Origin of the sequence: Pseudoalteromonas nigrifaciens, assembly GCF_002221505.1 — a bacterium.
GTDB classification, from domain to species: Bacteria; Pseudomonadota; Gammaproteobacteria; order Enterobacterales; family Alteromonadaceae; genus Pseudoalteromonas; species Pseudoalteromonas nigrifaciens.
Genome location: NZ_CP011036.1, coordinates 887,392 through 912,783, shown reverse-complemented (window position 1 = coordinate 912,783; position 25,392 = coordinate 887,392). Strand labels below are relative to the sequence as shown.

General features: G+C 42.0%; 26 protein-coding genes. All 26 read right to left on the bottom strand.

Features of this window, described 5'->3' with window-relative positions; genetic code table 11:
- The 26 genes from PNIG_RS04300 to fliE all read right to left on the bottom strand — a co-directional run bounded on the left by PNIG_RS04300 (position 1) and on the right by fliE (position 25,295).
- Positions 1 to 771: a ParA family protein gene (locus tag PNIG_RS04300; protein WP_011327509.1), complete on the bottom strand. Its 771-nt coding sequence runs from the start codon at positions 769 to 771 to the stop codon at positions 1 to 3.
- 12 nt (positions 772 to 783) lie between these two features.
- A complete protein-coding gene (locus tag PNIG_RS04295; protein WP_089367881.1) occupies positions 784 to 1,743 on the bottom strand; it encodes a flagellar motor protein MotB in 960 nt (319 codons plus the stop codon).
- 8 nt (positions 1,744 to 1,751) lie between these two features.
- The gene (locus PNIG_RS04290; protein ID WP_058372798.1) at positions 1,752 to 2,516 is read right to left on the bottom strand and encodes a flagellar motor protein; all 765 of its coding nucleotides are present in this window, start codon (positions 2,514 to 2,516) and stop codon (positions 1,752 to 1,754) included.
- The gene (locus tag PNIG_RS04285) at positions 2,509 to 3,684 is read right to left on the bottom strand and encodes a protein-glutamate methylesterase/protein-glutamine glutaminase (protein ID WP_089367880.1); all 1,176 of its coding nucleotides are present in this window, start codon (positions 3,682 to 3,684) and stop codon (positions 2,509 to 2,511) included. The genes PNIG_RS04290 and PNIG_RS04285 overlap by 8 nt, the downstream gene beginning before the upstream one ends.
- A gap of 51 nt (positions 3,685 to 3,735) precedes the next feature.
- Positions 3,736 to 5,913: a chemotaxis protein CheA gene (locus PNIG_RS04280; RefSeq protein WP_011327505.1), complete on the bottom strand. Its 2,178-nt coding sequence runs from the start codon at positions 5,911 to 5,913 to the stop codon at positions 3,736 to 3,738.
- A gap of 15 nt (positions 5,914 to 5,928) precedes the next feature.
- The gene (locus PNIG_RS04275; protein WP_011327504.1) at positions 5,929 to 6,690 is read right to left on the bottom strand and encodes a protein phosphatase CheZ; all 762 of its coding nucleotides are present in this window, start codon (positions 6,688 to 6,690) and stop codon (positions 5,929 to 5,931) included.
- 15 nt (positions 6,691 to 6,705) lie between these two features.
- On the bottom strand, positions 6,706 to 7,089 hold the full coding sequence (gene cheY, locus PNIG_RS04270; RefSeq protein ID WP_011327503.1) for a chemotaxis response regulator CheY: 384 nt from the start codon (positions 7,087 to 7,089) through the stop codon (positions 6,706 to 6,708).
- 40 nt (positions 7,090 to 7,129) lie between these two features.
- Complete coding sequence (locus tag PNIG_RS04265; protein WP_011327502.1) at positions 7,130 to 7,840, bottom strand: RNA polymerase sigma factor FliA; 711 nt, start codon at positions 7,838 to 7,840, stop codon at positions 7,130 to 7,132.
- A gap of 26 nt (positions 7,841 to 7,866) precedes the next feature.
- On the bottom strand, positions 7,867 to 8,727 hold the full coding sequence (locus PNIG_RS04260; protein ID WP_011327501.1) for a MinD/ParA family ATP-binding protein: 861 nt from the start codon (positions 8,725 to 8,727) through the stop codon (positions 7,867 to 7,869).
- Positions 8,720 to 10,210, bottom strand: coding sequence for a flagellar biosynthesis GTPase FlhF (gene flhF / locus PNIG_RS04255; RefSeq protein ID WP_011327500.1), 1,491 nt, complete (start codon positions 10,208 to 10,210; stop codon positions 8,720 to 8,722). The genes PNIG_RS04260 and flhF overlap by 8 nt, the downstream gene beginning before the upstream one ends.
- A gap of 20 nt (positions 10,211 to 10,230) precedes the next feature.
- Positions 10,231 to 12,342, bottom strand: coding sequence for a flagellar biosynthesis protein FlhA (gene flhA, locus PNIG_RS04250; protein ID WP_089367879.1), 2,112 nt, complete (start codon positions 12,340 to 12,342; stop codon positions 10,231 to 10,233).
- A 72-nt stretch (positions 12,343 to 12,414) separates the two neighbouring features.
- Entirely contained in the window at positions 12,415 to 13,545 is a 1,131-nt protein-coding gene (gene flhB, locus PNIG_RS04245) for a flagellar biosynthesis protein FlhB (protein ID WP_089367878.1), read from the bottom strand.
- A gap of 9 nt (positions 13,546 to 13,554) precedes the next feature.
- Positions 13,555 to 14,334 (bottom strand): flagellar biosynthetic protein FliR, encoded by a 780-nt coding sequence (gene fliR, locus PNIG_RS04240; protein ID WP_058372791.1) that lies wholly within the window; start codon positions 14,332 to 14,334, stop codon positions 13,555 to 13,557.
- Positions 14,335 to 14,336: 2 nt separating this feature from the next.
- Positions 14,337 to 14,606, bottom strand: coding sequence for a flagellar biosynthesis protein FliQ (gene fliQ / locus PNIG_RS04235; protein ID WP_011327496.1), 270 nt, complete (start codon positions 14,604 to 14,606; stop codon positions 14,337 to 14,339).
- A gap of 41 nt (positions 14,607 to 14,647) precedes the next feature.
- Positions 14,648 to 15,388: a flagellar type III secretion system pore protein FliP gene (fliP, locus tag PNIG_RS04230; protein ID WP_089367877.1), complete on the bottom strand. Its 741-nt coding sequence runs from the start codon at positions 15,386 to 15,388 to the stop codon at positions 14,648 to 14,650.
- Between the two features lie 4 nt (positions 15,389 to 15,392).
- Positions 15,393 to 15,776: a flagellar biosynthetic protein FliO gene (fliO, locus tag PNIG_RS04225; RefSeq protein ID WP_041454360.1), complete on the bottom strand. Its 384-nt coding sequence runs from the start codon at positions 15,774 to 15,776 to the stop codon at positions 15,393 to 15,395.
- On the bottom strand, positions 15,773 to 16,171 hold the full coding sequence (fliN, locus tag PNIG_RS04220) for a flagellar motor switch protein FliN (protein ID WP_011327493.1): 399 nt from the start codon (positions 16,169 to 16,171) through the stop codon (positions 15,773 to 15,775). The genes fliO and fliN overlap by 4 nt, the downstream gene beginning before the upstream one ends.
- Before the next feature lie 20 nt (positions 16,172 to 16,191).
- Positions 16,192 to 17,283 (bottom strand): flagellar motor switch protein FliM, encoded by a 1,092-nt coding sequence (gene fliM / locus PNIG_RS04215; RefSeq protein WP_011327492.1) that lies wholly within the window; start codon positions 17,281 to 17,283, stop codon positions 16,192 to 16,194.
- Between the two features lie 9 nt (positions 17,284 to 17,292).
- A complete protein-coding gene (gene fliL / locus PNIG_RS04210; protein WP_089367876.1) occupies positions 17,293 to 17,823 on the bottom strand; it encodes a flagellar basal body-associated protein FliL in 531 nt (176 codons plus the stop codon).
- A gap of 57 nt (positions 17,824 to 17,880) precedes the next feature.
- Positions 17,881 to 19,434 (bottom strand): flagellar hook-length control protein FliK, encoded by a 1,554-nt coding sequence (locus tag PNIG_RS04205; RefSeq protein ID WP_089367875.1) that lies wholly within the window; start codon positions 19,432 to 19,434, stop codon positions 17,881 to 17,883.
- Between the two features lie 137 nt (positions 19,435 to 19,571).
- A complete protein-coding gene (fliJ, locus tag PNIG_RS04200) occupies positions 19,572 to 20,021 on the bottom strand; it encodes a flagellar export protein FliJ (protein ID WP_041454359.1) in 450 nt (149 codons plus the stop codon).
- Positions 20,021 to 21,355: a flagellar protein export ATPase FliI gene (gene fliI / locus PNIG_RS04195; RefSeq protein WP_011327488.1), complete on the bottom strand. Its 1,335-nt coding sequence runs from the start codon at positions 21,353 to 21,355 to the stop codon at positions 20,021 to 20,023. Before fliI ends, fliJ begins: the two co-directional genes overlap by 1 nt.
- Before the next feature lie 18 nt (positions 21,356 to 21,373).
- Positions 21,374 to 22,189, bottom strand: a complete 816-nt coding sequence (gene fliH, locus PNIG_RS04190; RefSeq protein WP_226898005.1) for a flagellar assembly protein FliH — start codon at positions 22,187 to 22,189, stop codon at positions 21,374 to 21,376.
- Positions 22,190 to 22,192: 3 nt separating this feature from the next.
- A complete protein-coding gene (gene fliG / locus PNIG_RS04185; RefSeq protein WP_011327486.1) occupies positions 22,193 to 23,233 on the bottom strand; it encodes a flagellar motor switch protein FliG in 1,041 nt (346 codons plus the stop codon).
- Positions 23,226 to 24,941 (bottom strand): flagellar basal-body MS-ring/collar protein FliF, encoded by a 1,716-nt coding sequence (fliF, locus tag PNIG_RS04180; RefSeq protein ID WP_089367874.1) that lies wholly within the window; start codon positions 24,939 to 24,941, stop codon positions 23,226 to 23,228. The genes fliG and fliF overlap by 8 nt, the downstream gene beginning before the upstream one ends.
- Positions 24,942 to 24,962: 21 nt before the next feature.
- Positions 24,963 to 25,295, bottom strand: coding sequence for a flagellar hook-basal body complex protein FliE (fliE, locus tag PNIG_RS04175; protein ID WP_086993596.1), 333 nt, complete (start codon positions 25,293 to 25,295; stop codon positions 24,963 to 24,965).
- Between the last annotated feature and the right edge of the window lie 97 nt (positions 25,296 to 25,392).

The following is a 25,392-nucleotide window of genomic DNA, read 5'->3' as shown; positions in this document are numbered from 1 at the left end:
TTAACCTTGTTCTATTAAATAGTCGAGCAATGCCTTGTAGGCATATACCCCGCGAGACCGTGGGCAAAATTCACTTGGAACTTGTTGCGCTAAACTGGCGTCTCTAAATTTGGTATCTACCGGAACAACGCCCGGCCACACTTTATCAGTATAAGTATTTTGCAGTGTTTTATATGCCTCTAACGAGGCTTTAGTGCGCTTATCGTACATGGTGGCAATTATAGTATATTCATAGCTTTTAGCTTGAGATGTTTGCATTAACTGCATAGTACGCATCATTCTGTCGAGCCCCTTTAGCGCTAAAAACTCGGTTTGTACCGGCACTAAAATGCGTTCACTCGCAGCTAGCGCATTAACCATTAATACGCCAAGTACTGGGGGGCAATCGAGGATTGCATAGTCGTAATATTCGCTTATTTTTGCAAGCGCTTTTTTTAATATTAATCCCATGCCGGTTTTATTGCCCATACTTCTATCTAGAGTAGCGATAGCCATAGTGGCGGGTAATATATCTAAGTTTTCAATACTAGATGGACATAATGCTTGGAGTATTTCTTCGCTTTGCATGCTAGTTCCGCGTACAAAAATATCGTATACGCTAACCTCTAAATCCTCAGAATCAATGCCAAAGTAATAGGTTAATGAGGCATGAGGATCGGTATCAATCAATAATACGCGCTTACCTTGAGATGCTAAAATACCTGCAAGGCTAACCGCGGTTGTGGTTTTCCCTACTCCACCTTTTTGATTTGCTACAGTCCAAATCTTCACATTGCATCCTAATTACAGTTCATTTCGAGTCGATATACGAATACCGCCATGGGGTAAACGAATTATTTTTATTGTATTATCGTCAGAGGGTAATTCTGCTTCAGGCTCAGGTTTAACGACTACTTGTTGCGGCTCAACGCTTACTACTTCTGCTGTTGGTGGCAACCCATATTTAGATAGGGCAATAACTACTTTGCGATTTTCAGCACGCCCTTGCTTAGTATCGTTAGTGGCAAAAGGAGAATATTGACCATATCCCTCAATCGCCATTCGCGCTGAATTTATACCTAGCCTTTCAAGCTCAACTAAAACGGCTGTTGCACGCGCCACCGACAACTCCCAATTCGAGCGGTACATTTCATTACCTATGGTTTGGTTGTCAGTATAGCCGCGTACTCTAATATAGTTATCTACCGGAGCAATTATATCTTTAATTATTTTAACAACTTGCTTAGCTCGAACTTGCGCTACACTACTGCCACTTGAAAATAGCATGCCAGAACTAAGCTCAATGATCAGCCAATCTTGGCTGAGTTCTAAACTTGCTTCACCATCGCGTATTTCATCTATTAATGACGATTGCAGCTTAGCCAACAAACTATCGAGTGGTTTGCCAAGGTGTTTTTGATCAATATTACTGGTATCGCTTTGTCCGTCCAGCAGCTTTGGCCCGTGTTCTTCTTTTAAAATACTTTCGCCGTAGAGCACTTCTTGCTCTGGGGTTACTCTGTCTGTCAATATTGCGTCGCCATTTACCCCAGTTCCTTGCTGCGAATGTTGACGGGCTGACTTATCAAATACATAACCAATCGAATCGGACAGCACTTGAAATTTCTCTTCTTTGTTAATTGCTATTGCGTACAAAACCACAAAAAAGGCAAACATAATCGTCATATAATCAGCATAAGACACCAGCCAACGTTCTGTGTGTTGACTTTTAGTAGTGGTGTTGCGTAAGCGACGACGTAACATAATAGGGGCTACTCAACCACGACATTTGGGCGGTCAACCCGATAGGCTTCAAGCTTTAATTCAATGCTTACTGGGCTTTCGCCTTGGCTTATTGCAATTACGCCCTCGGCAAGCATTTCGTGATAAAGCATTTTTTGCTCAACCCGTTGCTTTAACTTATTAGCCATAGGTAAAAATAATAAATTAGCTAAACCCACGCCATAAATAGTTGCTATAAAGGCAGTGGCAACACCGGCTCCAAGCTTTTGCGGATCTGTAATAAACGACATTGCCTGAATAAGACCAAGCACGGCCCCTAAAATACCTATGGTCGGACTATAACCGCCCATAGCTTCATAAACACGACTTGCCTCTAGCAGACGTTCGCGCTCTAACAGTAAATCTATTTCTAACGTATCGCGCAGTTTTTGATCTGAGCAACCATCAACTAATAATCCAAGCCCTTTTGCAGCATAGGCATCTGGGTGGGTAAGCGCTTCGTTTTCAAGGGCTAAATAACCTTCTTGACGTGCTTTATGTGACCATCCTTTTACTTGCTCTATGGCATCTTCAATATTGTATTTAGGCGATACAAAAACCCAGTGCGTAATTTCTAGCATCTTTTTAAAAGTACTGGCTGATGTTTGTAACATTACAGCACCCAATGTGCCGCCCAGTACAATGATCAACGCAGGTCCGTTAAATAATGCCGATACCACACCGCCCTCTAACGAGTAACCTATAGCAATGGCGCCCAAGCCAATAAGTAAACCTAGTACGGAAAGCTTATCCACAGCCCACCTCTGTCTTTAAACGTATTGCTACTTCATCTAATGGCAGACTTTCGCTCGCTAAACCAGCATTAGCAATTGCTTGTGGCATACCATAAACAACACAGCTTTTTTCATCTTGTGCCCAAATGGTTGCCCCTGATTGTTTAAGCATACGAGCGCCTTCACGCCCATCTGCGCCCATACCAGTTAATACTATAGCTAATACATCACCTTGATACGCTTTAGCGGCACTGGCGAAGGTTACATCAACGCTTGGTTTGTAACTAATGCGCTCGCTGTTATCTTCAAAAACTCGTAGTGTTCTACTTGCCCCACGACCATCAATCATCATTTGCTGGCCACCCGGTGCTAAGTAAGCCACACCTGCTTGCAGTCGATCTCCTTGCTGCGCTTCTTTTACCTGAATTTTACACAAACTATTTAAGCGTGCCGCAAAAGCCGGAGTAAACGCAGCAGGCATATGCTGAATTAATAATATAGGGTGCGGAAAGTTAGCAGGAAGCTGAGTTAATATAGTTTGCAGCGCAACAGGTCCACCGGTTGATGTGCCAATTGCAACTAGTTGATAGTGCTTGCCACTCGTGCGCTTTGTTACTATTGCACTGCGACTAGTTACTGGCGAATTATTAAAGCTTCGCTCTGGTTGTACTACTGTTGTTGCTGTTTTATTTGTTTGTGCAAACCTTGCTGCTAATGCGCTTGGCGCTGAAGTAGGTGTAAATAAAGGTTTGTTTATACTGGAGGGGCTAGGGCTAGCAACACGTCTAATACGTTGGCGGCCAATTTCTTTTACTTTGCTTTGCAGCAGCTTAATGGCATCTTCGTTATTGCGAGCAATGTCTTCAAATTTTTTCGGTAAAAAATCCATAGCACCAGCATCAAGTGCATCTAAAGTTGCAGTTGCACCGGAGCGAGTTAACGAAGAAAACATTAAAATTGGCGTCGGGTTACTGGCCATAATTTCTTTTACAGCACTTATACCATCCAACACCGGCATTTCTACATCCATAGTGATCATATCAGGACGTAAACTAGCTGCTTTTTCTACAGCATCTCGGCCATTTACGGCAAAGCCAATTACTTCAATCTCGCTATCTAATTCAAGAATCTCACTCACTCGACGGCGAAAAAAGCTCGAATCATCAACAACTAAAACTTTAACGGCCATTTTGCTCTCTTATTTTTATTGTGTAGACGTATAAAGTATACGTCTACTTTATTATTTACCTGCGTAGTGTTTTAACATACTCGGTACATCTAATATAAGTGCAATACCACCATCCGAAGTAATAGTGGCACCTGCCATTCCAGGCGTACCTTGTAATAAAGCGTCTAACGGCTTAATAACCACTTCTTCTTGACCAATTAACGAATCAACCACAAAGCCAACTTGTTGTGTACCTATTTGCACAATAACCACATGCCCTTGCGCTTTACGGCTTGTACGATCGGCACCTTTCACTAGCCAATGCTCTAAATAAAATAAAGGCACTGCTTTTTTACGAACAATAATAGTTAACTGACCATCAACCACATTCGTTTTAGTAAGGTCCAAGTTAAATATTTCACTTACCCCTGCTAATGGTAGTGCAAATGTTTGCTCACTCACTACCACCATTAAGGTAGGTAAAATAGCCAAAGTTAACGGTACTTTAATTTCAAGTATAGTGCCCACACCTAGTTCTGACTCTATGCTAACCGAGCCATTTAACTGGGTGATTTTAGTTTTAACCACATCCATGCCAACACCACGACCAGAAATATCAGATATTGCTTCTTTGGTAGAAAACCCTGGCGCAAATATCAGATTGTAAGCTTCGGTGTTAGACAAACGGCTTGCTTGCTCTTGATCAAGCACACCTTTTTTAATTGCTATTTGTTTTAGTTTTTCAGCATCCATACCTGCGCCATCATCTTTAATGGTAAGCAAAATATGATCCCCCTGCTGCGAAGCAGAAAGCGTAACGGTACCTGTTCTCGGTTTACCCGCAGCTTCACGATCATCTGGCATTTCTATACCATGATCAACCGAGTTACGTACTAAATGCACTAATGGATCGGCCAGTGCCTCAACTAGGTTTTTATCTAAATCGGTTTCTTCGCCAACCAGCAATAAATTAATATCTTTATTTAAGGTACGTGCTAAGTCGCGAACAACACGCGGAAAACGGCCAAATACTTTTTTGATTGGCTGCATTCGCGTTTTCATTACCGCGCCTTGCAAATCAGCTGTAACAACATCTAAGTTAGATATTGCTTTACTCATAGATTCACTTTCTGAACTGGTGGCTAAACTCACTAAACGATTACGTACTAATACAAGCTCGCCCACCATATTCATAATTTGATCAAGGCGTTTAGTATCAACCCTTACTGTCGTTTCAGCTTGTGCAGGCGGCGCTTTTTTAGCAACTGGCGCAGCGGTATTGGTATTAGCACTTGCTGCTACAACAGCCGCTTGTGGCTGCTTAACTTTATCAACTGCTACTGGTGAGGATTTAACTACAGCTGCTTTAGGAGCCGTAACTTTATTTACAGGTGCAGGTGTTGCCGCGCTTTCTTTAGATTTTGGCGCCGCTCCCTTGCCATGCAGCTCATCTAGTAAAGCTTCAAACTCATCGTCACTTATTTCATCATCGTTAGTGCTAGCAGCCGGACTTTGAGCTGCTTGAGGTTTTGGAGTTTTATTTACCGCACCAAAACTTCCTACTCCATGAAGCTCATCTAATAAGCTATCAAATTCATCGTCGGTAATATCGCCACTTAAGTCGCTGCTATTACTTAATGACTCTTTTATTGCAGGGCCTTTACCTTTGCCATGAAGTTCATCAAGTAAGTTTTCGAATTCATCTTCGCTAATTTCATCAATATGCGCATCGTTTGCTGTAGCGTTTGTTGCTGCACTGGGTGCATCAAACAACTCATCAAATGCAAAAGGGTCATCATCTAAATTAGCATCTTGCGTTATTACTGGCGCAATAGTGTCACCACCAAGCTCTTCTTCTGTGGGCGGTAAACCTAATTTATGTAATATTTCGAGTAACTGAGGATCGGCAGGCTCTGGTTGCTCACGATTTTTAATCGTAGCAAACATTTCGTTAATAGTATCAAGTGCTTGAAGTATAACATCCATTAACTCAGAGTTAACTGTTCGCACTTTTTGACGCAGTAAGTCAAACACGTTTTCTGCGCCATGACAGGCATCTACCAGCTCTGACATCGCTAAAAAGCCCGCGCCACCTTTAACAGTGTGAAAGCCTCTAAAAATAGCGTTCAATAATTCAGTATCTTCTGGGTTATTTTCCAGTTCAACTAATTGTTCAGATAAAAGCTCAAGGATTTCTCCAGCTTCAACTAAAAAATCTTGTAATATATCTTCATCGACTTCAAAGCTCATGCAGTTACTCTCCTATTAGAAGCCCAAACTTGATAAAAGATCATCAACTTCGTCTTGATCAGATACAACATCATCACGCGATTCTTTATCAATAATAGGGCCTTCTGGGCCTGCTAATGCTTGTGCGGCAATCGAGTTTTCTGTTTTTTGTTGCTCTTGGTTATCGTTTTCATCTTGTGCTGCAAACGCAGTTAACAGATGAATTAAACTTTCTTCAACTTCGCGTACCAGCTCAATAACACGGCGAATTACTTGTCCGGTTAAATCCTGATAATCTTGAGCCATTAACACATTAGTCATTAATACTTGCAACTCATCGGTTTTAAGATGCGAGCTGTTCATAAATTTATCAATGCTATGACACAATGTTTTAAATTCACCAAGTTCAAGATCGCGGCTCATTAACCGATCCCAGGTTGGCTTGATATGCGAAATATCATCAGCTAATTGCTGGGCTAAAGGCAGGCTCGCTTCAACCGCATCCATGGTTTTGTTGGCGGCGTTTTCTGTCATTTCTATGACATAGTTAAGTCGCTTTTTAGCATCCGGAATGGCATCAGTGGTTAAATCTGTTATGCGGGTGTCAAGCTCAAAACCCTTTAAAGACTCGTGCAACTGGCGCGTTAATTTACCTACTTCTGCAAACAAATATGATTGTTCTTGAGAGGCAGTTTCTAAAATTAACTGATCAGCTTTATGTTGCTCACCGTTTTCTAAAAAAGTGACCAGCTGACGTGCTTGCTCTAAAGTAATCTGAGGCGCAGCAGGTGCTGACATAAGCCTCTCCCCTTATTAACCTAAGCGTTCGAACACTTTTTCTAATTTAGTTTTTAATGTACCCGCAGTAAATGGCTTAACAATATAACCATTAACACCTGCTTGGGCTGCTGCAATAATTTGCTCTTTTTTAGCTTCTGCAGTAACCATTAAAACCGGAAGATGCTTTAATTTGTCATCTGCGCGTATTGCTCTTAACAAGTCAATACCTTGCATGCCCGGCATATTCCAATCTGTTACTACAAAGTCAAATGATTGATTTTGCAACATAGGTAAAGCAGTTGAGCCATCATCTGCTTCTAAAACATTGGTAAACCCTAAATCACGCAATAGGTTTTTAATAATACGTCTCATCGTTGAAAAGTCATCAACAACAAGAATTTTTATGTTTTTATCCAAAACATCCTCCAGTGAGGCCTAAACCTGTATTTACTTACTTCTAATTTATCCAGTCATTGATTTTTGCTTTTAGCTTAATCATCGCCTGACCATGTATCTGACTTACACGCGACTCACTTACATCGAGTATCTGTCCAATTTCTTTTAAATTCATTTCATCGTTATAGTACAACGAAAGCACCATTGCATCTCGCTCTGGTAGGGATTTAATTGCACTTAATAAAGATTCATTAAACCTTTCATTTTTAACATTATTAAAGGGTTTGTCTAGTGCTAAATCGTGCCCAACAGGTGTTATAACATCCTCATCAATACCTAAATCTTCTATTCCCAAGATTTTACTGGAATTAACATCGGTTAAAATATGATGATATTGCTCTAGTGTAATTTCAAGCTTTTGGGCAACTTCACTGTCTGTAGGTTCACGATTCAGGCTGCTTTCTAATGCTGAAATAGCTTCTATAACCTGGCGGCTTTTACGATGTACTGAGCGAGGAGCCCAGTCTCCACGGCGCATTTCATCAAGCATAGCGCCCCGAATACGAATACCCGCAAAGGTTTCAAAACTAGCGCCTTTAGTGGCATCAAAGTTTTTTGACGCCTCTATTAATCCTATCATTCCTGATTGAATTAAATCATCGAGTTGTACACTAGGGGGTAAACGAGCAATTAAATGACATGCTACTTTTTTTACTAATGAAGCATGCTTTTCAACAATCATATTTAAATTTTGTGTTGATTCATATCCCATAGCTCTATTCACCAATGTAGTCATAGTTAGCCGTTAACGAGTTTCTCAATGAAAAATTCTAAATGACCCGAAGGCTGGTTCGGTATTGGCCACTTTGTTATTCTTGTTGCTAATGTTTTAAAGGCAAGTGCAGCTGGAGAACTAGGAAACAGTTCAACAATTACTTTTTGACGACGTGTTGCTTTACGCATATTTTCATCATAAGGAACGGTTGCAACCAGCTCCATTGATATATCTAAAAATCGGTCTGTAACCTTTGATAGCTTTGCAAATAACTCTTGCCCTTCGCGTAATGAACGCACCATGTTGGCAACAATTTTAAATTTATACACGCCATGTTCGCGGCTTAATACTTTGATCAGTGCATAGGCATCGGTTATTGAAGTAGGCTCGTCACATACCACAACCAAAACATCTTGTGCAGCGCGAGAAAAACTCAGCACCATATCCGATATACCGGCAGCGGTATCAACAACTAATATATCAAAATCAGTATTGAGTTCGCTAAAAGCACGAATAAGCCCAGCATGTTCTGCAGGCGACAACTCAACCATACTTTGTGAACCCGAAGTCGCTGGTACTATTTTTATCCCAGCGGGGCCTTCTACTAGTATTTCATCAAGCTCACATTCGCCAGATAACACATGCGATAAATTACGCTCAACACGTAGTCCAAGCATTACATCACAATTGGCTAAACCCAAATCGGCATCAAGCACTAACACTCTATTGCCTTGCTGACCTAAAGCGATCGCAGTATTTAACGATACATTTGTTTTTCCAACGCCACCTTTACCGCCAGTGACGGCGATAACCTTAACGCCGTTATTATTATTTTTGCTCATTTTACGCAGGCCGCTTGCTTGATCTAATACTGTGTTAATCATACATCTCTACTGTGCTCGACGCCACTGATTGGTGTCGTGAATGTTGTACTTTTGTTCTCTTTAAATATAATTGCTCAGCTTTTTTCACTAGTTTTTCTGCATTTGCAACTCGAATATCTTCAGGTACTCGTTGACCATTAGTAAGATACCCTATTGGCAGGCGATTTTGAATCGCAATACTAATTATCTCGCCTAAACTTAATGATTCGTCGAGTTTAGTGAAAATACAACCGCTTAACTGTACTTTTTTAAAGTGTCTTACGGTTTCTTGTAACACATTTATTTGCGCAGTGGCACTTAATACTAAGTAATTACGAATATCCACACGCTGATTACGCATTAAGGTATTTAGCTGCTCAGTTAAACGTAAATCACGTTGGCTCATACCTGCGGTATCTATAAGTACTAAGCGCTTGTTACGTAAATGATATAACACTTCAGCCAGTTCGTTCGCATCTTTAACTTGTTTAACCCCACAGCCTATAATACGGCCATATGTTGCAAGCTGCTCGTAAGCACCAATTCTGTAAGTATCGGTAGTAATTAGCGCTACTTTATCAGCACCATATTTTTGTGCACCTAATGCCGCGAGCTTAGCCACTGTAGTGGTTTTACCCACACCGGTTGGGCCAACTAATGCGTAAACACCACCTTGGCGCAAAATTTCGTTATTCGTGGTTTGCATCTGATCTTCAACCATAGTTAACAGCGCTTTCCAGCCCTGCTGACGCGGAACATCTTCAGGTACAAAACAAGCCATTTGCTCAGCAACTTCTTTATCGATTCCCATGCCTACTAAGCGGTCAATCATGCATGCGCGCGTTGGGTCACGGCGCGCCATATCTTGCTGCATTAAACCCGACACTTGGTGCTCTAATAACTGGCGAATTGCGTTCATTTCTTCACGCATTGTGCTCATTGCTTCACTTTCGGTATTTTTAGTCGTGTGTTTTTGCGCAACTGGCGTGTCTAACTCATCAAAATCACGGTCTAGGTCATCAAAACCTAAGCTGTCAGCTTGCGTTTGTGGGCGTGCTTGCGCAGCTTCTTCACGCGCAAACATATTTGTAGGGCGTTGTTTAGCGACCGGCTCTTGATAATGCTCTGAGGTATCTATACCTGATTGCGAAAACATTGAGGCCAATTCTGCTGAACGTGGACGCGGCGACTGGCGCTCTAATAATGCTTGTAAGCTGTCGGCTACCTTTGCTTGTGGCTCAGGTCTAGCACGCTGTGGCTCTGGTTTTACAAAGTTATGCATGCTTTGCGAGTGGGCAGAATGTGCCGTACGCTGCTGCAGCGGCGCACTTTGTTGTGGCGCGGCGGCTTTAGGGGCTGCTTTGTCATAATCAACCGCTGCGACAATTTCTACGCCGTTTGCGAGTTTTTTATTAGACATAATAACCGCATCAACACCTAGCTCATCTTTAACTTCTTTAAGTGCTGTGCGCATATCTTTAGCAAAAAAACGTTTAATCTTCATGGTTCAACCCCTTTAAAATCTTATTGTTGGCCTACTGAGCTAACAATCTTGATCTGCCTTTCGTCTGGTATCTCTTGATAAGACATCACTCGCAATCCTGGAATGGTGTACTTAACAAAACGAGATAACACAGTGCGTAACATTCCTGACGTTAACAGTATTGAAGGTTCACCGGCCATTTCTTGATTTTGATGCGCTTCGTTTAATGACACTTGAAGTCGCTCTGCAAGTCCTGGCTCTATTCCGGCACCTTCGTCGCCTGCATTTTGTAATGACTGATGCAACATCTGTTCCAACTCAGGCGCCAAGGTTATGACAGGGATTTCTGAAGACATGCCCACTGCATCTTGAACTATTAATCGACGCAGTGAAATACGTACCGCAGCGGTTAAAACATCTGGGTCTTGGCTACGTGGGCCATACTCTACAAGGGTTTGTACTATTGAGCGCATATCGCGAATAGCCACACCTTCGTTTAATAAATTTTGCAAAACTTTAACTATAGTAGTTAATGGCAATACATCAGGCACCAAGCCTTCTACTAACCTTGGGTGACTTTTTGCTAGCATATCTAATAGGTTTTGTACTTCTTCGTGGCCTAATAATAACGCCGCATTATTGGTGAGTAATTGGCTAATATGAGTGGCAACCACAGTCGCCGAATCAACCACGGTATAACCAAGCGATTGCGCTTCATCTTTTTGATCAGGCTTGATCCACACCGCATCTAAACCAAAAGCCGGATCTTTAGTTTCAATCCCTTTTATAGGACCAAATACTTGCCCCGGATTAATTGCCAATTCATCGCCGTGTTTTAGTTCGCCTTCGCCACTTGATACGCCCATTAAGGTAATTCGGTATGCATTTGGGTCTAGCTCTAAGTTGTCGCGTATATGTACCGGGGGCACTAAAAAGCCTAATTCTTGAGAGAGCTTTTTACGCACGCCTTTAATGCGGTTTAGCAATTCACCACCTTGGGATTGATCAACCAATGGAATAAGTCGGTAACCTACCTCTAAACCAATTACATCAACCTGCTGCACATCGTCCCAGCCTAACTCTTTTTGTTCTTGCTTATTGGCAATGCCTGTACCTACTGCGCTGCCATTAGCGGTTTCCTCAGCAAGTGCTGCTGCCGCTTTTAATTTATTTTGTTGAGTGTAGTAAGCTAAATAACCTAATAGTGCGCCCAAGCTTAAAAACGCTACGTGCGGCATACCAGGTACTAAGCCCATAATGATTAAAATGCCTGAAGCAATAAATAACGACTTTTCGTTACCGAGTTGTTTCTTAAATTGATCGCCCATGTTGTGCGACTCATTTTGACGCGTTACAACAATAGCAGTACCAATAGAGAGTAATAATGAAGGGAGTTGCGCAACCAAGCCATCACCTATGGTGAGCAAGGTATAAATTTCCATGGCATTGCCAAAGCTTAAATCGTGTTGGATCATGCCAACAAATAAGCCACCAACAATATTAATAATTAATATAACAATACCGGCAATAGCATCGCCTTTTACAAATTTACTGGCACCATCCATAGAACCATAAAAGTCGGCTTCGCGGGTAACTTCTTCGCGGCGCTCTCGGGCTTGCTCAGCGCTAATAAAACCCGCATTCATGTCAGCATCAATTGCCATTTGTTTACCCGGCATAGCGTCAAGGGTAAAGCGCGCCGACACTTCAGAAATACGCCCAGCACCTTTAGTAATTACCACAAAGTTTATGATAATCAAGATTAAAAACACCACTAAACCTACCGCATAGTTACCACCAATAACCACAGAGCCAAAGGCTTCAATTACTTTACCGGCAGAGTCACCACCATTGTGGCCCTCAAGTAATACTACTCGGGTGCTAGCAACGTTAAGTGCCAAACGCATAATAGTGGCGATTAGTAACACAGCCGGAAACATACCAAATTCAAGTGGTTTCATGGTGTATACAGTTACCAGTAACACCACCAAAGCAAGGGCAATATTAAAAGAAAATAATATATCAAGCAGGAACGGAGGAAGAGGTAAAATGACCATACCCAGCGCAGCAAGTACCATTAATGGTGTACCTACGCCTTTGGCATACTCTTTTTTATCTTTGTTAAGTTGTTGTAATACCGCTTTAAATCCCATAACCCTACAATTTCAAAAAATTGACACTACTTTGAAATTGCAATAACTATTCCAAGTTATAGGTTATTTAAATTAATACTGATAATCGTCAGGAATAGGCAGTTTTTTATTAAGTTTGGTGGGGCGTTTTCCGCGCCCTTTATTAAAGCGCTTAAGCTGAAACACATAAGCTAATACTTGCGCAACTGCGGTAAATAACTGATCCGGAATTTGCTCCCCCACTTCTGCAGTATGATAAAGCGCTCGAGTAAGCGACGGCGATTCTAAAATAGGCACTTCATTACCAATCGCTATTTTACGAATTTGCATTGCCATTTCATCAATTCCTTTGGCAACTACTATAGGTGCTCCGGCGCGTTCGGTGTCGTACTTTAAAGCCACAGAGTAATGGGTAGGGTTAGTTACAATAACATCGGCATCGGGCACATCTTGCATCATACGTTTTTGCGACATTTGCCGCTGGGTTTGTCTTATGCGCGCTTTTATTTGCGGGTCACCCTCTGAGTTTTTATACTCGTCTTTTACTTCTTGAAGGGTCATTTTAAGTTGTTTATTGTGATTATAACTTTGAAATGGCGCATCAATCGCAGCAATAATAATTAAGGTACAAGACAAGCCTAAAAACATCCAAGCCAATATTTCTAAGGCATGAATAATATTACCTGGGGCGCTTTCTACACTTAAGTGCAGTATTTCATCAAAAAAGGTATTAATTAAAAACACTGCAAAACTGGCAACTAAACCAAATTTTAACAGCGACTTTAACAGCTCCACCCCAGCTTGGGGGCCAAACATACGTTTAAAGCCTTTAGCGGGCGACATTTTACTAGCTTTAGGCGCAGCAGCTTGCCAACTAAAATTAAAGCCACCTAACATGGTGTTACCAATAAAAGCAGCTAATACAATAATAAATACAAACATTGCCATAGGGAACATCAGCGCATCGGCCACTTCGCCCCATACGGCAAACATTTTGGTGGTGTCGTAGGTTTCGTTACGGTTAAGGCTAAGCATTCTACCCATTACGTTATACAAACCTTTACCAATTTCGGGGCCGTACATGAGCAACGAAATAGCCGAAAAAATAAGCACAAACATAGTGCCCAGCTCTTTGGAGCGTGCTATTTGGCCTTTCTTTTTGGCATCCTCTACTTTTTTGGATGTGGGTTCTTCGGTTTTTTCTTGTCCAGAATCTTCAGACACAATAACCTCCTAAGGCGAGCAGCCCACTAATGAGCACATTAACTCGACCATTTTTAGCCACTGAAACTCAAACTGCGATACAAAGTTACCTAAGGTCGCCCAAATAATGATAAGCCCAGCAACTAAAGTAAACGGAAAACCAATAGAAAAAATATTTAGCTGTGGCGCGGCGCGGGTCATAATGCCAAACGACATATTAATTACCAGCATAGCGGTAAGCGGTGCCAGTGATAGCACCAGCGCTGTAGTAAACATCCAGCCGCCCCAAGTTACTATGTCCCAGTAATGATCCACCGACCACCAATTACCGTCAATAGGCAGCACTTCAAAGCTATGTATCACCATTTGAATCATCATTAGGTGACCATTAAATACAAAAAATAATAAGGTCGCTAAAATAAGATAAAACTGCCCTACTGCAGGCACACTTAAACCATTAGAGGGGTCAACCACAGAGGCAAAACCAAGACCCGTTTGCATAGCCAATATTTGCCCAGCTAACACAAAGGTATTTAACAATAAGGTAGATGCAAAGCCAATCGCAATGCCTATTAGCATTTGCTGAATAACCACTAAAATCATTTCAAACGAAAACAAATTAGTAAAGGTAGCAGGCGGCAGCATAGGCACAGCAACAAAGGTAACAACAATTGCTAAGCCCATTTTTATACGAGTAGGTACGTTTTTAGCGCCAAGGCCAGCCATTACCATAATCATTGAGCTAATGCGCACTAACGGCAGTAAAAAGTCACTCAACCATTGAATAACGACAGCAAACGGTAATTCCATACCTAGCCTGCAATTTCAGGAATAAGTAATACTAGGCGGGTAAAAAAGTCCATTAACTCTTGGGTAAACCAGTGGCCGCCAACAATAAGCGCACTTATAGTAATAAGTAAGCGTGGTAAAAAACTCAACGTTTGCTCGTTAATTGAAGTTGCAGCCTGAAACACGGCAACCACTAAGCCCACAATTAAGCCCGGCACTACAATAGCAGAAACCAATTTAATTACTAAAAACAGCGCGCTACTTAAAATATCAACAAATACTTCTGGTTCCACGGCGTACTCCTAGTGCGTAATTCGCTTAGTGTTAAGTAAGGTCATGTGCCTAAACCAAAGCTTTTTGCCAAGGTTCCCATCACTAAGCTCCAGCCATCAACCAACACAAACAGCATTATTTTAAACGGCAAAGACACTATCATTGGCGATAACATCATCATACCCATGGCCATTAATACCGACGCCACCACTAAATCCACGATTAAAAAAGGAATAAAAAACATAAAACCAATAATAAAGGCCGTTTGCAGCTCACTGGTTACAAACGCCGGAATAAGTACAATTAACGGCGTGGCCTCTGGCGAGTCTAACTGATCGTATCCTGCTATTTTGGCAAAGGTTTCTAAATCTTTAATACGCACCTGCGACAGCATAAAGGCTTTCATTGGCTCTTTTGCTAGCTCCAATGCTTCCATTGAAGTGACTTGCTCGCTTAGGTAGGGCTCTATAGCGCGCTCGTTCACTTGCTGATAAATAGGCGCCATAATAAAAATACTTAAAAATAAAGACATGCCTAGCAATACTTGATTTGAAGGGGTTTGTTGTAAACCTATGGCTTGGCGTAAAATAGCCAGCACTACAATAATACGGGTAAACGAGGTCATCATGATTATAGCCGCCGGAATAAAGCTCAGCGCGGTCATAATAGCCAATACTTGCAGCGTTACCGAGTAATCTTGGGTGCCATCTGCATTTGTGGTAATGGTTAGTGCGTCTATTCCTTCTGCACTTACATTTGGTACAAACAGCATGACAAAAATAAGAAGCAGGCATTTAGTCATAATTTTAATTCTTTTTATTTTGATTTGCTTGTGGATTTAAAAGCTTACTAAAGCGTTTTGCTAATTCTGGTAGCTCTTTTTCACTCAAAGGTGTATCTAATTTATGTAAATAGTTAATGCTGTGCGGGGTAACCCCTAACAAATGTTGTGCGTTGTCTATTTCTACCACCATTAAACGCTCACGCGAACCAAGCGGTAAACTACGCACTACTTTAAACTCATCACTATTTGCTAAATTTGGATTAAACTTTTTCACAAAAAATGCCAGTACTATAATTAGCACCAGCACCATAACAAGCGATAACACCATAGAGAGAATATCGCCTGTGGGTGTTACCTGCTCTGCTTTTGTAAATACCGAGCTGGTTAAAGCAACAACCATACTCATCGTAATTTTTTGATCCGTTCTACTTGGCTAATTACGTCAGTTAAACGAATACCAAACTTATCGTTTACTACCACCACTTCGCCATGGGCAATTAAAGTACCATTAACCAGTACATCTAACGGCTCACCTGCAACACGGTCAAGCTCTACCACCGAGCCTTGGTTTAATTGTAATAAGTTACGAATATTAATTTTAGAGCGCCCTACTTCCATAGAAATAGTCACAGGTATATCTAAAATTGTATCGAGCTTGCGCTTTTCATCGCCACTGATCTCGTGTTTTGCATCGCTTAATTCATCGAGTTCAGTTACTTTTGCTTGGCCACTGTCATCAGTGCCCTCAGCTTCGGCTAAAGCTGCTGCCCATTCATCCATAGTGTCTTGATCATCGCTCATACATTTAACCTTTTAATCAATTACCAGTCTAAGTCTACACCGTCAGAGAGGTGTAAATCATCTTCTAGTTCTGCTAATTCTGCATCTGAATCAATTTTCTTGCCGCCTTTGGTAAATACATGCAGCTCAGATTTAACTGAATCAGGTCGTTTAATTTTTTCACTAATTTGCAGCGCAACACTATCGCGTGAGCGGCCCATTTTAGCTCTAAATGTCGGTAACTCTTCAACAAATACAGTTATATGCTCAGGCATTTCTACCGGAATAATATCACCAGCTTTGAGTTCCATTATTTGTTTTAGCGTTAAATCCACTTCCAATAACTGAGTAGATAACTCAACCTCTACGTCCATTATTTCATCGCGTAGTGCCTTACTCCAACGTAAATCGGTGTCTTCGGTATCCGATTGCACACCCGCGTCAAGCAGCTCTCTAATTGGCTCCAGCATAGAATAAGGTAGAGCAATATGAAAGTCCCCTCCGCCGCCATCCAATTCAATATGAAAAGAGCTAATAACCACCACTTCGGTTGGACTTACAATGTTAGCCATAGCAGGGTTTACTTCAGAATCTAGGTATTCAAACGATACATCCATTACCGGTGCCCATGCTTCTTTATAATCTTCAAAGATTATTTTTAGTAGCATTTGCACAATGCGTCGCTCTGTAGGGGTAAATTCACGCCCTTCAATTTTTGCATGGTAGCGGCCATCACCACCAAAAAAGTTATCAACCAAAATAAACACTAAACGTGCTTCCATGGTTATAAGGCCGGTGCCTTTTAAAGGTCTAAAACGCACCATATTTAAACTAGTTGGCACAAACAAAGTATGCACATACTCGCCAAACTTAATCATTTGCACGCCATTTATAGACACCTCAGCGGTGCGGCGCATCATGTTAAATAGGCTAATTCGCATATGACGAGCAAAGCGTTCGTTAACAATTTCCAGTGTCGGCATTCGTCCACGTACGATCCGATCTTGCGAAGAAAAGTCATACTGAAGCGTATTGCCTTCACCGTCTTCACCTTCGGGTATATCTTCCTCGTCAACGTCATCAACACCATGCAATAACGCATCAATTTCGTCTTGGGATAATAAATCGCTCACGCTAGCCCCTTATTGCATCACAAAGCCGGTAAATAATACCCGCTCAATTACTTTACTGCCTTCAACGTCCATTAAGCTAGCTTGTACTTTTTCTAGTGCTGCAAAGCGTAAGTTTTCTTTACCTACACTGGTGCTTAGTTCGTCAGCCGTGGTCATAGAAAATATACTTAATAATGTACTTTCTATTAGTGGAATATGCTTTTTAGCGGTTTCTTCGTTTGCTTCGCCGCGCACTAATAATTCCACTTTAATTTGCACAATTCTATCGCGACTAGAGCCCGGTATGTTAAATACAAAAGGTCTTGGCATTGCAACATAAAGTGCGCTGCCTATTTTGGCCGATGAACCTGTAGAAGAGCTTGCTTGCTGTGCTGTAGCGGCTTCATCATTTAACGTTTCCGCTGGCGTGTCTGAGCCCGAAAGCAAAAAATAACCAACAACAGCTGCAACAATAACAAGCAATACAGCTGCAATAATTACTATGATTTTCTTTTTGCTGTTACCTGTTTCTTCTATTTCTAAATTAGTCTCTTCAGCCATGATATTTCCTTTATTAGCAAAGGTACTTGCTTGTTTTAGCTATTATAATAGCAGTACTTAGGCATAGTAATCTATTGATGATGACGTTTGTTGTCGAGAACTTGGCATTTGTGTATTAATTTGCTCATCGTTTTCATCAGTAGTCAATTCATTATTAGCTAAACGACGACTATCGTTGTCATCATTTTGCTCTGCTCCTTGCCCTCCAGGCTCACCATAAGAAATAGTACTTTCGCCTAAATCTATGCCTTGTTGGGCAAGCATTTCGCGTAAGCGCGGAAGCGATTGTTCAAGCGCTTCTTTAGCTTGCTGGTTTTGTACTACAAAGTTTATTTGTGCTTGCTCTGCATCGCTTCTGATGCGAATTTGCATACTGCCCATTTCTGGTGGGTCGAGACGAATTTCTGCTACTTTATTATTTATGCTAAGCATAGAGCTCACTCGCTCTTGCAACATTTTTGCCGCGTCACTTTTTATAATATTAAGCGCTTGCATAACGCCTGGGTCCAAGCTTGCTTGTTTAACTTGCGCTGTGCTTTGTAATTGCCCAGCCTGCAACGCTTGCATATCAATTATAGTTTGCTCATACCCTACACTATCGTATAGGCCTAAACCATTTACCGTACTGGTAATTTGCGTCAATAATTGTGCTGCTCGGGGTGATAACTGTTCAGTGTTATTTTTTTGCAATGACTCTAACGATTTAGTGAGTTCTTTATCGCTAAGTGCGTTTAATGCTTTTTTATCAATCGATGCGCTTAAATCTGCAATTGTTTGCTTAATACTTGCTAGTTGCTCACCTTGGGGCTGCTCATTTTTAATATAGCTATTTAACTGGCTCAGTAGCGCTTGTTTTTCTGGTGTGGTCAAAGCATTTATTTGAGAATTTAAGGCCTGTTTAGCCGTGTCTGCCGCGCTTGCTTTATCACTTTCAACAACATATTGAGTAAGCATTTGCTTTAACGTTGCTAGGTTGTCGTTGCCATTGGGTTTGCTACTTGCCTGCAGCTGCGTAGTTAATTGCTCATGCTGCTCGGGTGTTAGTTTAGCAAGTAACGGATCTGCTTTAATTGCCTCGCTATCTTTGCTTAGCAAGTTCATTACTGCGGCATCTACAGATTGTTTTTGCGCTGTTGCATCGCCTTTATTATTTGCAGTGGCCATACTTTGAGATAAGGGCATTAGCTTTTCGTTTGCCGCCTCAGCGCTTGCTGCAACATCGCTAAGCACACCTTTTTGCGGTGCAATTACAATAGGGGCAAGCTGATCATCAGGCTTCCCTTTTAATTGCTTAGCGTCTTCATCTAAAGCCTCGGCTTTAGCATCAGCGTTCTTTTTAACTGTGGTGTCTATAGTGTGCGCAGCATTTATTTGCGCCAACATACTATCGCCCGAAACAGCATCGTCTTGTGTTTCAGGCTGCTCAGCCTTAGCATTGCTAGCGCCTGCTTTAGCTTTGCTGTTATTATTGTAAGCCGCTTTATTGGCATCTTCTAACTGATTAAAAAAACCAGTATCAGAGTCATCATTACGTCTTGAGTTACTCGTTTGTTTATTAGAGTAAGCGTCTTGCTCAGATACCGCTAACATTGAAATATCATTAATCGTCATAAATCACCTAATATAAAGCGGCAACAAACCACCCAATAATGCCTAAAATTATAGTTCATTTAACAACAGAGCAATTAACGTGCCTTTGTTTATAAGGTACAAGCTTTTGTTAAAGCGGTTAAAGTACTCGCTACTTACTAAAGTCGATTGTTGTGTCGTTGAAAAAATTGATTAGCCGAAAATTCATCCAACATTTTTTGCTCATTTTTAGCCACTAGCACATCGGCCTTTAACTGTTGTTTTTCTATGAGTTTAGCGACTGCTTTAGCCTTAATTTGCTGCTTTAACCACAGGGTTTTACGCTGGCTAACCACTTGTTTTGCAGTGTTAACTGTATTGGCTTGTTGGCGAATTGCTTCTTCTATTTTAGCAATAAATGCATGAAACTGACTAAACCCAGCACTTGATAAGCCCGACTGCCCTTTAATGTGTAATTGCTGGGTGTATTCCAATCTAAAGTTATTTAAACCTTGGAGTTTTTGCTGGTTTGCCTGCAAATTTTGATTCGCCTGCAAATAGCTCATCCGCAGCGTTTCTTCTTTATCGTTTTCAATCTTTAGTAATAAATGCAGTTTGTTTTTAGCCATTATGCTTGCCCTAATAACTGCGCTAGCCCTTGCAGGCCGTCGTCGTAACTAATTACATCACGCATGCCTTGCTGTAAGAAGGCATTTACTCTTGGCATCATATTTATGGCTTGATCAAGCATTTGGTCTGTCCCTTTTTGATACGCACCCAAGGTGATCATGTCTTTATTTTGCTGGTACATAGAATATACCTGCTTAAGCACTCGCGCTTGTTGCATATGCGTCTCAGATACCACTTGTGGCATCACTCGCGAAATGGATTTTTCTATATCAATTGCCGGGTAATGACCGCTGTCGGCCAGTTCCCGCGAAAGTACAATATGGCCGTCGAGTATAGCGCGCGCCGCATCGGCAATGGGGTCTTGCATATCATCGCCTTCACTTAGTACGGTAAAAAAGGCAGTAATAGAGCCTTGCCCTTCTCCGCCGTTACCGGCACGTTCCACCAGCGCTGGCAGTTTTGCAAACACCGAAGGCGGGTAGCCTTTAGTCGCCGGTGGCTCGCCTACTGCAAGTGCTATTTCACGCTGCGCCATGGCATAGCGCGTTACCGAATCGAGCAATAACAAAACGTTTAATCCCTGATCGCGAAAGTACTCTGCAATTGTTACCGCACTTTCGCAGCCTTTTAAACGCATTAATGGTGAAGAATCTGCCGGTGCTGCTACAACCACCGAGCGTTTACGCCCCTCAACACCAAGTATTTCTTCAATAAATTCTTTTACTTCGCGGCCACGCTCGCCCACCAGCCCCACCACAATAACATCGGCTTCACTACCACGAGTCATCATACCAAGCAGTACCGACTTACCTACACCCGAGCCTGCAAACAAGCCCATTCGCTGGCCTTGTCCTACTGTTATTACTGAATTTATAGCACGCACACCTACATCCATAGGCTGGCTTATGGGTCGTCTTGAAAGAGGGTTTATCGGTTTTTGGGCAAACTTAAGATAGTGCTCGGCATTAATTTTACCTAAACCATCAAGAGGACGACCTAAGCCATCAACTACGCGGCCCAGCAAACTCATGCCTACAGGTAAACCTGTGTCGTTAAGTTGGGGGATCACCCGAGCACCAGGGAGCACCCCCGATATATGATCGTTTGGCATTAAATATAAGGTTTGGTCGTTAAAACCAACTATTTCGGCATCAACAAAGCCGTTCATAGTTTCTATTTTACATTGGCTACCTACAGGCGCACGTAAGCCTTTAGCCTCAAGGGTAAGGCCAACTACTCGCGTTAAAATACCCGCTACAGCAAGTGTTGGCGGTTTAATATGCTGTTTGTATTGAGATAAGCGTTCGCTTAATGAAACATCTAAAGCAGACATAACAGACCAATAAAATAGTTAGATACTACTGCTATGCAAAAAACTATCCAATGTTTCTTTGACACGCGTTTTAAGTGTCATATCAAGCGATGATTGCGCCGTTTTAACTTCGCAGCCGCCTCGCTCTAACGTTGGCTCTGCAATCAACTGCCAGTTATTATCTGTCACTGTTTGCTCGCCATAACTTTGCTTTATTAGCTCTAAATCTTCGGGGTGTAAATGAATGCGTACTTTTTCTTGCTCGGTATTAAGCGCATCAATACTGTGTTTAAGGGTGTGTAAAATAACATCAGGAGAGGTTTTTACTTCTTGATAAATAATGGCCTCTGCAAGCATAACGGCTAATTGCACTAATTGTTTTTCAGCTTGCTCATCTACTTTACTTAGCGGCGCGGTTAACCCCTCTAAAATACTACGTAGGCCAGTTAACTGCTCTTCTATTAGTGGTTTTACATCTTCTTGGCCTTGGGTTTTTCCCAGCTCTAAGCCTTCTTTGTAGCCAGCTTCTTTACCTTCGGTAACGCCTTTATCAAAACCGTCTATGTAACCTTGCTCGTGTCCTTGTTTTACACCTTCTTCAAACGCATCTTGTCTAATGCGCTCAAGTTCGGCCATAGTAAGCGCAGGTAACTCAGGTTCTTGCGGCTCTTCAATTAGCGACTCTTCAGCCATTTCTTTTCGATACAACTCAGCAAGCGGTGTACCAAAGGCAGTAGAGCGATTACCAAAGCTTTTTTCATCGGGTGCTACATCAGGAACATCCCAGTGCTTTAATAGTTCATCGGCTTCATCTGCGTGCAGTGGACGCCCTTTGTGCATTGACGATTTAGTCATGGTTTATAAAAACTCCTCGCCGCCGCCGCCGCCAAGCTGTATTTCGCCCGAGTCAGACAATCGACGCGCCGTAGAGAGTATTTCTTTTTGCGCTGCTTCTACTTCACTAATACGCACCGGCGCCATTGCCTCTAAGTCATCGGCAAGCATTTCGGCAGCACGTTTAGACATATTACCGAGTATTTTTTCTTTAAGCGCATCGTCTGTGCCTTTAATCGCTTTCATTAGTACGTCTTGTTGTACTTCGCGTAAAATTGCTTGAATACCACGGTCGTCTACGTCCATTAAGTTTTCAAACACAAACATAAGATCTTGAATTTGTTGCGACATTTCTTCGTCATGCTCACGAATAGAGTCCATTAACTGCCCTTCTACGTTGGTATCTAGGTAGTTCATAATATCGGCAGCCGCTTTTAAGCCACCCATTTTCGCAGCTTGCGCACCCGCTTGGCCTGCAAACTGTTTTTCCATAATTTCGTTAAGCTCTTGCAAGGCAGCTGGCTGCACTTCTTCAAGGTTAGCAATACGCATGGTTAAATCCAGGCGCACTTTATCAGGAAACTGCGCCAGTATTTCGGCAGATTGCTCAGGCTCTAAATAAGATAATACAATGGTTTGAATTTGCGGATGCTCATTACGAATAATGTTAGCTACTTGCTTCGAGTCCATCCACTTTAACGAATCTAGCCCTTTAGCGCCCGATCCCATTACTATTTGGTCAATTAAGCTGGCGGCTTTATCTTCACCTAATGCAGCAGTAAGCGCTTTTTTAATAAAGTCTTCTGATTGAAAACCAATTGTACTAAAACTTTGAATTTGCTCTATAAATAAATTATGTACTGCGCTTATTTTAGCTTGCGATAGATCCTGCAAACCGGCCATCGCCATACCCACTTTTTGCACCTGTTTGGGCTCTAAGTGTTTGAGTATTTGCGCTGCATCTTCTTCAGATAAACTTAATAGCAGTATGGCCGCTTTATCTACGCCATCTAGCTTATCAACATCGAAAGCTGCTGGGAGTTGTTTTTGGTTTTGATCAGTCATCTTCGGTTAACCACGCTTTCACTACTTGTGATGATAGTTCTGGTTCATTAGCTACAAGGGCACGTACGGCTTTAAGTAAGTCTTCGTCACCATGTAAATCGGGTAGCTGCAGTGTACCATCGCTTGAGAAGCCAACTGAAGCAGAATCAAAGTCTTTATTTAGCATATCTAAGCTATTATCGCCAATATCAACCCCTGAGCTAAGTGCATCTTCATCGTACTCATCAAGCGTGCTGTCCGGGTAAATTAAGCGTTTTAGCATAGGTTTAACTACAGCCATAATCAACACAATAATAACCAATGCAGCCAGTACTAAGCGTACTATTTTCATAAACCAGTCTTGTTCCCATAAAGGTACTTCAAAACTCATATCTACGGCTTCTCGTACAAAGGGAACTGTTACTACTTCTAGGGCATCGCCGCGCTGTATATCAAAGCCAACACCACCTTGTAATAAACGTCGAATATTTGACAGTGCCTCAACCGAGCGAGGGGTCATGGTGGTTTCACCGTTTTCGCCCACTGTTGGCAAATAATCAACTGCCACCGACACGCTAATTCTGCGAATCGTGCCGCTTTGTTGGCGCTTATGCGAAATAGTAGTATCGAGCTCATAGTTACGCGTGGCTTCTTTATGCGTGCGGCTCGGTGAAGTAGCACTTCCTGCGCCGCCTTGGCCTGCCACTTCTGGAATATCTGAATTTACCGGAGGCTGATTACTTAACGCGCCAGGAATACCCACAGCTAAGCCGCCTATGTTGTTTTCCTCAAACGTGGTTTCGCTTCTTACCGCTGGTAGGTCTGGGTTATAACGTTTTTGCGTTTCTTCTAATGAGCTAAAGTCCATGCTCAAATCAACTTGCGCAGTGTAATTACTCAAACCAACAATAGGGATTAAAATGCTATCAATTTTTTCTAGGTATTCTTGCTCGCGCTTACGCTCTAGGTCGTACTCTTTACGAGAACGCGCAGAAAGTGAGCTTTGTGAGCCCGAATTTAATAAACGGCCATTTTGATCGGTAACCGTTACGCGTGCAGGCTCAAGCCCTTGCACTGCTGAGGCTATCATATCCACCACAGAGTCTACTTCTTCGCTGTTAAGCGAGCGTCCGCGTTTAAGCGTAAGCACCACAGTTGCTGATGGTTTTTTCTCTCTGCGGGCAAATACGTTTTCTTTTGGAATAGCTAACAGCACCTTGGCGCGAGTGATGTTATTTAGCTCTTCTATAGTGCGGGCAAGTTGTTGCTCTCGGCCATGCTTTAGGCGCTCGCGCTCTAAGCGCTGGCTTACACCAAAGCCCATGTCTTGCATTATTATGTCTGAACCAGAAGTAGGACCTTGATCCAAGCCTTCGCGAGTCATTAGTAATTTTATATTTTGGTATTCGCTTTCATCAACCGACACTACATTGCCATCTAGTTGATAATCTATTTTTTGCGCATCTAAAAAATCAAGTGTTTGAATTAGCTCCTCGGTAGGCATTTTACCTAACGGGCGCATATCTGGCTGACGTGCCCAAATAATCACAAAAATGGCAATCGCCAAACAAATAGTTAATGCAATAATAAGGGTAACTTGACGCAATACATCAACACCGCTTAGCGCACTTAAATAGCCCGACTTTTGTTCTTGTTGATCGTCACTATCACCATGCTCAATACCGCCATCAGCAAGTGCAAGATCTGTAGATTGATTAGATTGCGCCACAATTATTCTCCACTACCTAAATTAAACAGGCATATTCATGATTTCTTTATAGGCTTCAACAAGTTTATTACGAACTTGTACGGTCGCCTCAAATGCAACAGAAGATTTCTGCGAAGCAATCATCGCCTCAGCAAGCGATACACTTCTGTCGCCCATTTCAACCGCTTTTACTTTTTGACCTGTGTCTTGCTGTAACTCATGCACAGTATTGAGCGCATTGCTGAGCATATCACCAAATTGTGCTGAAGACGTAGGCTGAGCTTGTGTAGGCAATTTATTAATTTGATTATTACGGCCCGCTTCTAAGGCCATAGATTGCATTTCTTGAAATACAGCGCTATTTTGAATTTTCATTATTTGTCTCTAACAATGCAGTTAACTCTTAAGGTTAAGAATGCACAAAGCGTGCCACTTAATTAACCCTTTAAATACAGTGTGTTAGAGTTTATTT

What these genes read in the sequence shown, in the direction of transcription:
- PNIG_RS04295 (WP_089367881.1), bottom strand. Translation starts at nt 1,743, where the DNA reads ATGTTACGTCGTCGCTTACGCAACACCACTACTAAAAGTCAACACACA.
- PNIG_RS04285 (WP_089367880.1), bottom strand. Translation starts at nt 3,684, where the DNA reads ATGGCCGTTAAAGTTTTAGTTGTTGATGATTCGAGCTTTTTTCGCCGT.
- PNIG_RS04280 (WP_011327505.1), bottom strand. Translation starts at nt 5,913, where the DNA reads ATGAGCTTTGAAGTCGATGAAGATATATTACAAGATTTTTTAGTTGAA.
- PNIG_RS04275 (WP_011327504.1), bottom strand. Translation starts at nt 6,690, where the DNA reads ATGTCAGCACCTGCTGCGCCTCAGATTACTTTAGAGCAAGCACGTCAG.
- PNIG_RS04265 (WP_011327502.1), bottom strand. Translation starts at nt 7,840, where the DNA reads ATGGGATATGAATCAACACAAAATTTAAATATGATTGTTGAAAAGCAT.
- PNIG_RS04260 (WP_011327501.1), bottom strand. Translation starts at nt 8,727, where the DNA reads ATGATTAACACAGTATTAGATCAAGCAAGCGGCCTGCGTAAAATGAGC.
- flhF (WP_011327500.1), bottom strand. Translation starts at nt 10,210, where the DNA reads ATGAAGATTAAACGTTTTTTTGCTAAAGATATGCGCACAGCACTTAAA.
- flhA (WP_089367879.1), bottom strand. Translation starts at nt 12,342, where the DNA reads ATGGGATTTAAAGCGGTATTACAACAACTTAACAAAGATAAAAAAGAG.
- fliR (WP_058372791.1), bottom strand. Translation starts at nt 14,334, where the DNA reads ATGGAATTACCGTTTGCTGTCGTTATTCAATGGTTGAGTGACTTTTTA.
- fliP (WP_089367877.1), bottom strand. Translation starts at nt 15,388, where the DNA reads ATGACTAAATGCCTGCTTCTTATTTTTGTCATGCTGTTTGTACCAAAT.
- fliO (WP_041454360.1), bottom strand. Translation starts at nt 15,776, where the DNA reads ATGAGTATGGTTGTTGCTTTAACCAGCTCGGTATTTACAAAAGCAGAG.
- fliN (WP_011327493.1), bottom strand. Translation starts at nt 16,171, where the DNA reads ATGAGCGATGATCAAGACACTATGGATGAATGGGCAGCAGCTTTAGCC.
- fliL (WP_089367876.1), bottom strand. Translation starts at nt 17,823, where the DNA reads ATGGCTGAAGAGACTAATTTAGAAATAGAAGAAACAGGTAACAGCAAA.
- PNIG_RS04205 (WP_089367875.1), bottom strand. Translation starts at nt 19,434, where the DNA reads ATGACGATTAATGATATTTCAATGTTAGCGGTATCTGAGCAAGACGCT.
- fliJ (WP_041454359.1), bottom strand. Translation starts at nt 20,021, where the DNA reads ATGGCTAAAAACAAACTGCATTTATTACTAAAGATTGAAAACGATAAA.
- fliI (WP_011327488.1), bottom strand. Translation starts at nt 21,355, where the DNA reads ATGTCTGCTTTAGATGTTTCATTAAGCGAACGCTTATCTCAATACAAA.
- fliH (WP_226898005.1), bottom strand. Translation starts at nt 22,189, where the DNA reads ATGACTAAATCGTCAATGCACAAAGGGCGTCCACTGCACGCAGATGAA.
- fliG (WP_011327486.1), bottom strand. Translation starts at nt 23,233, where the DNA reads ATGACTGATCAAAACCAAAAACAACTCCCAGCAGCTTTCGATGTTGAT.
- fliE (WP_086993596.1), bottom strand. Translation starts at nt 25,295, where the DNA reads ATGAAAATTCAAAATAGCGCTGTATTTCAAGAAATGCAATCTATGGCC.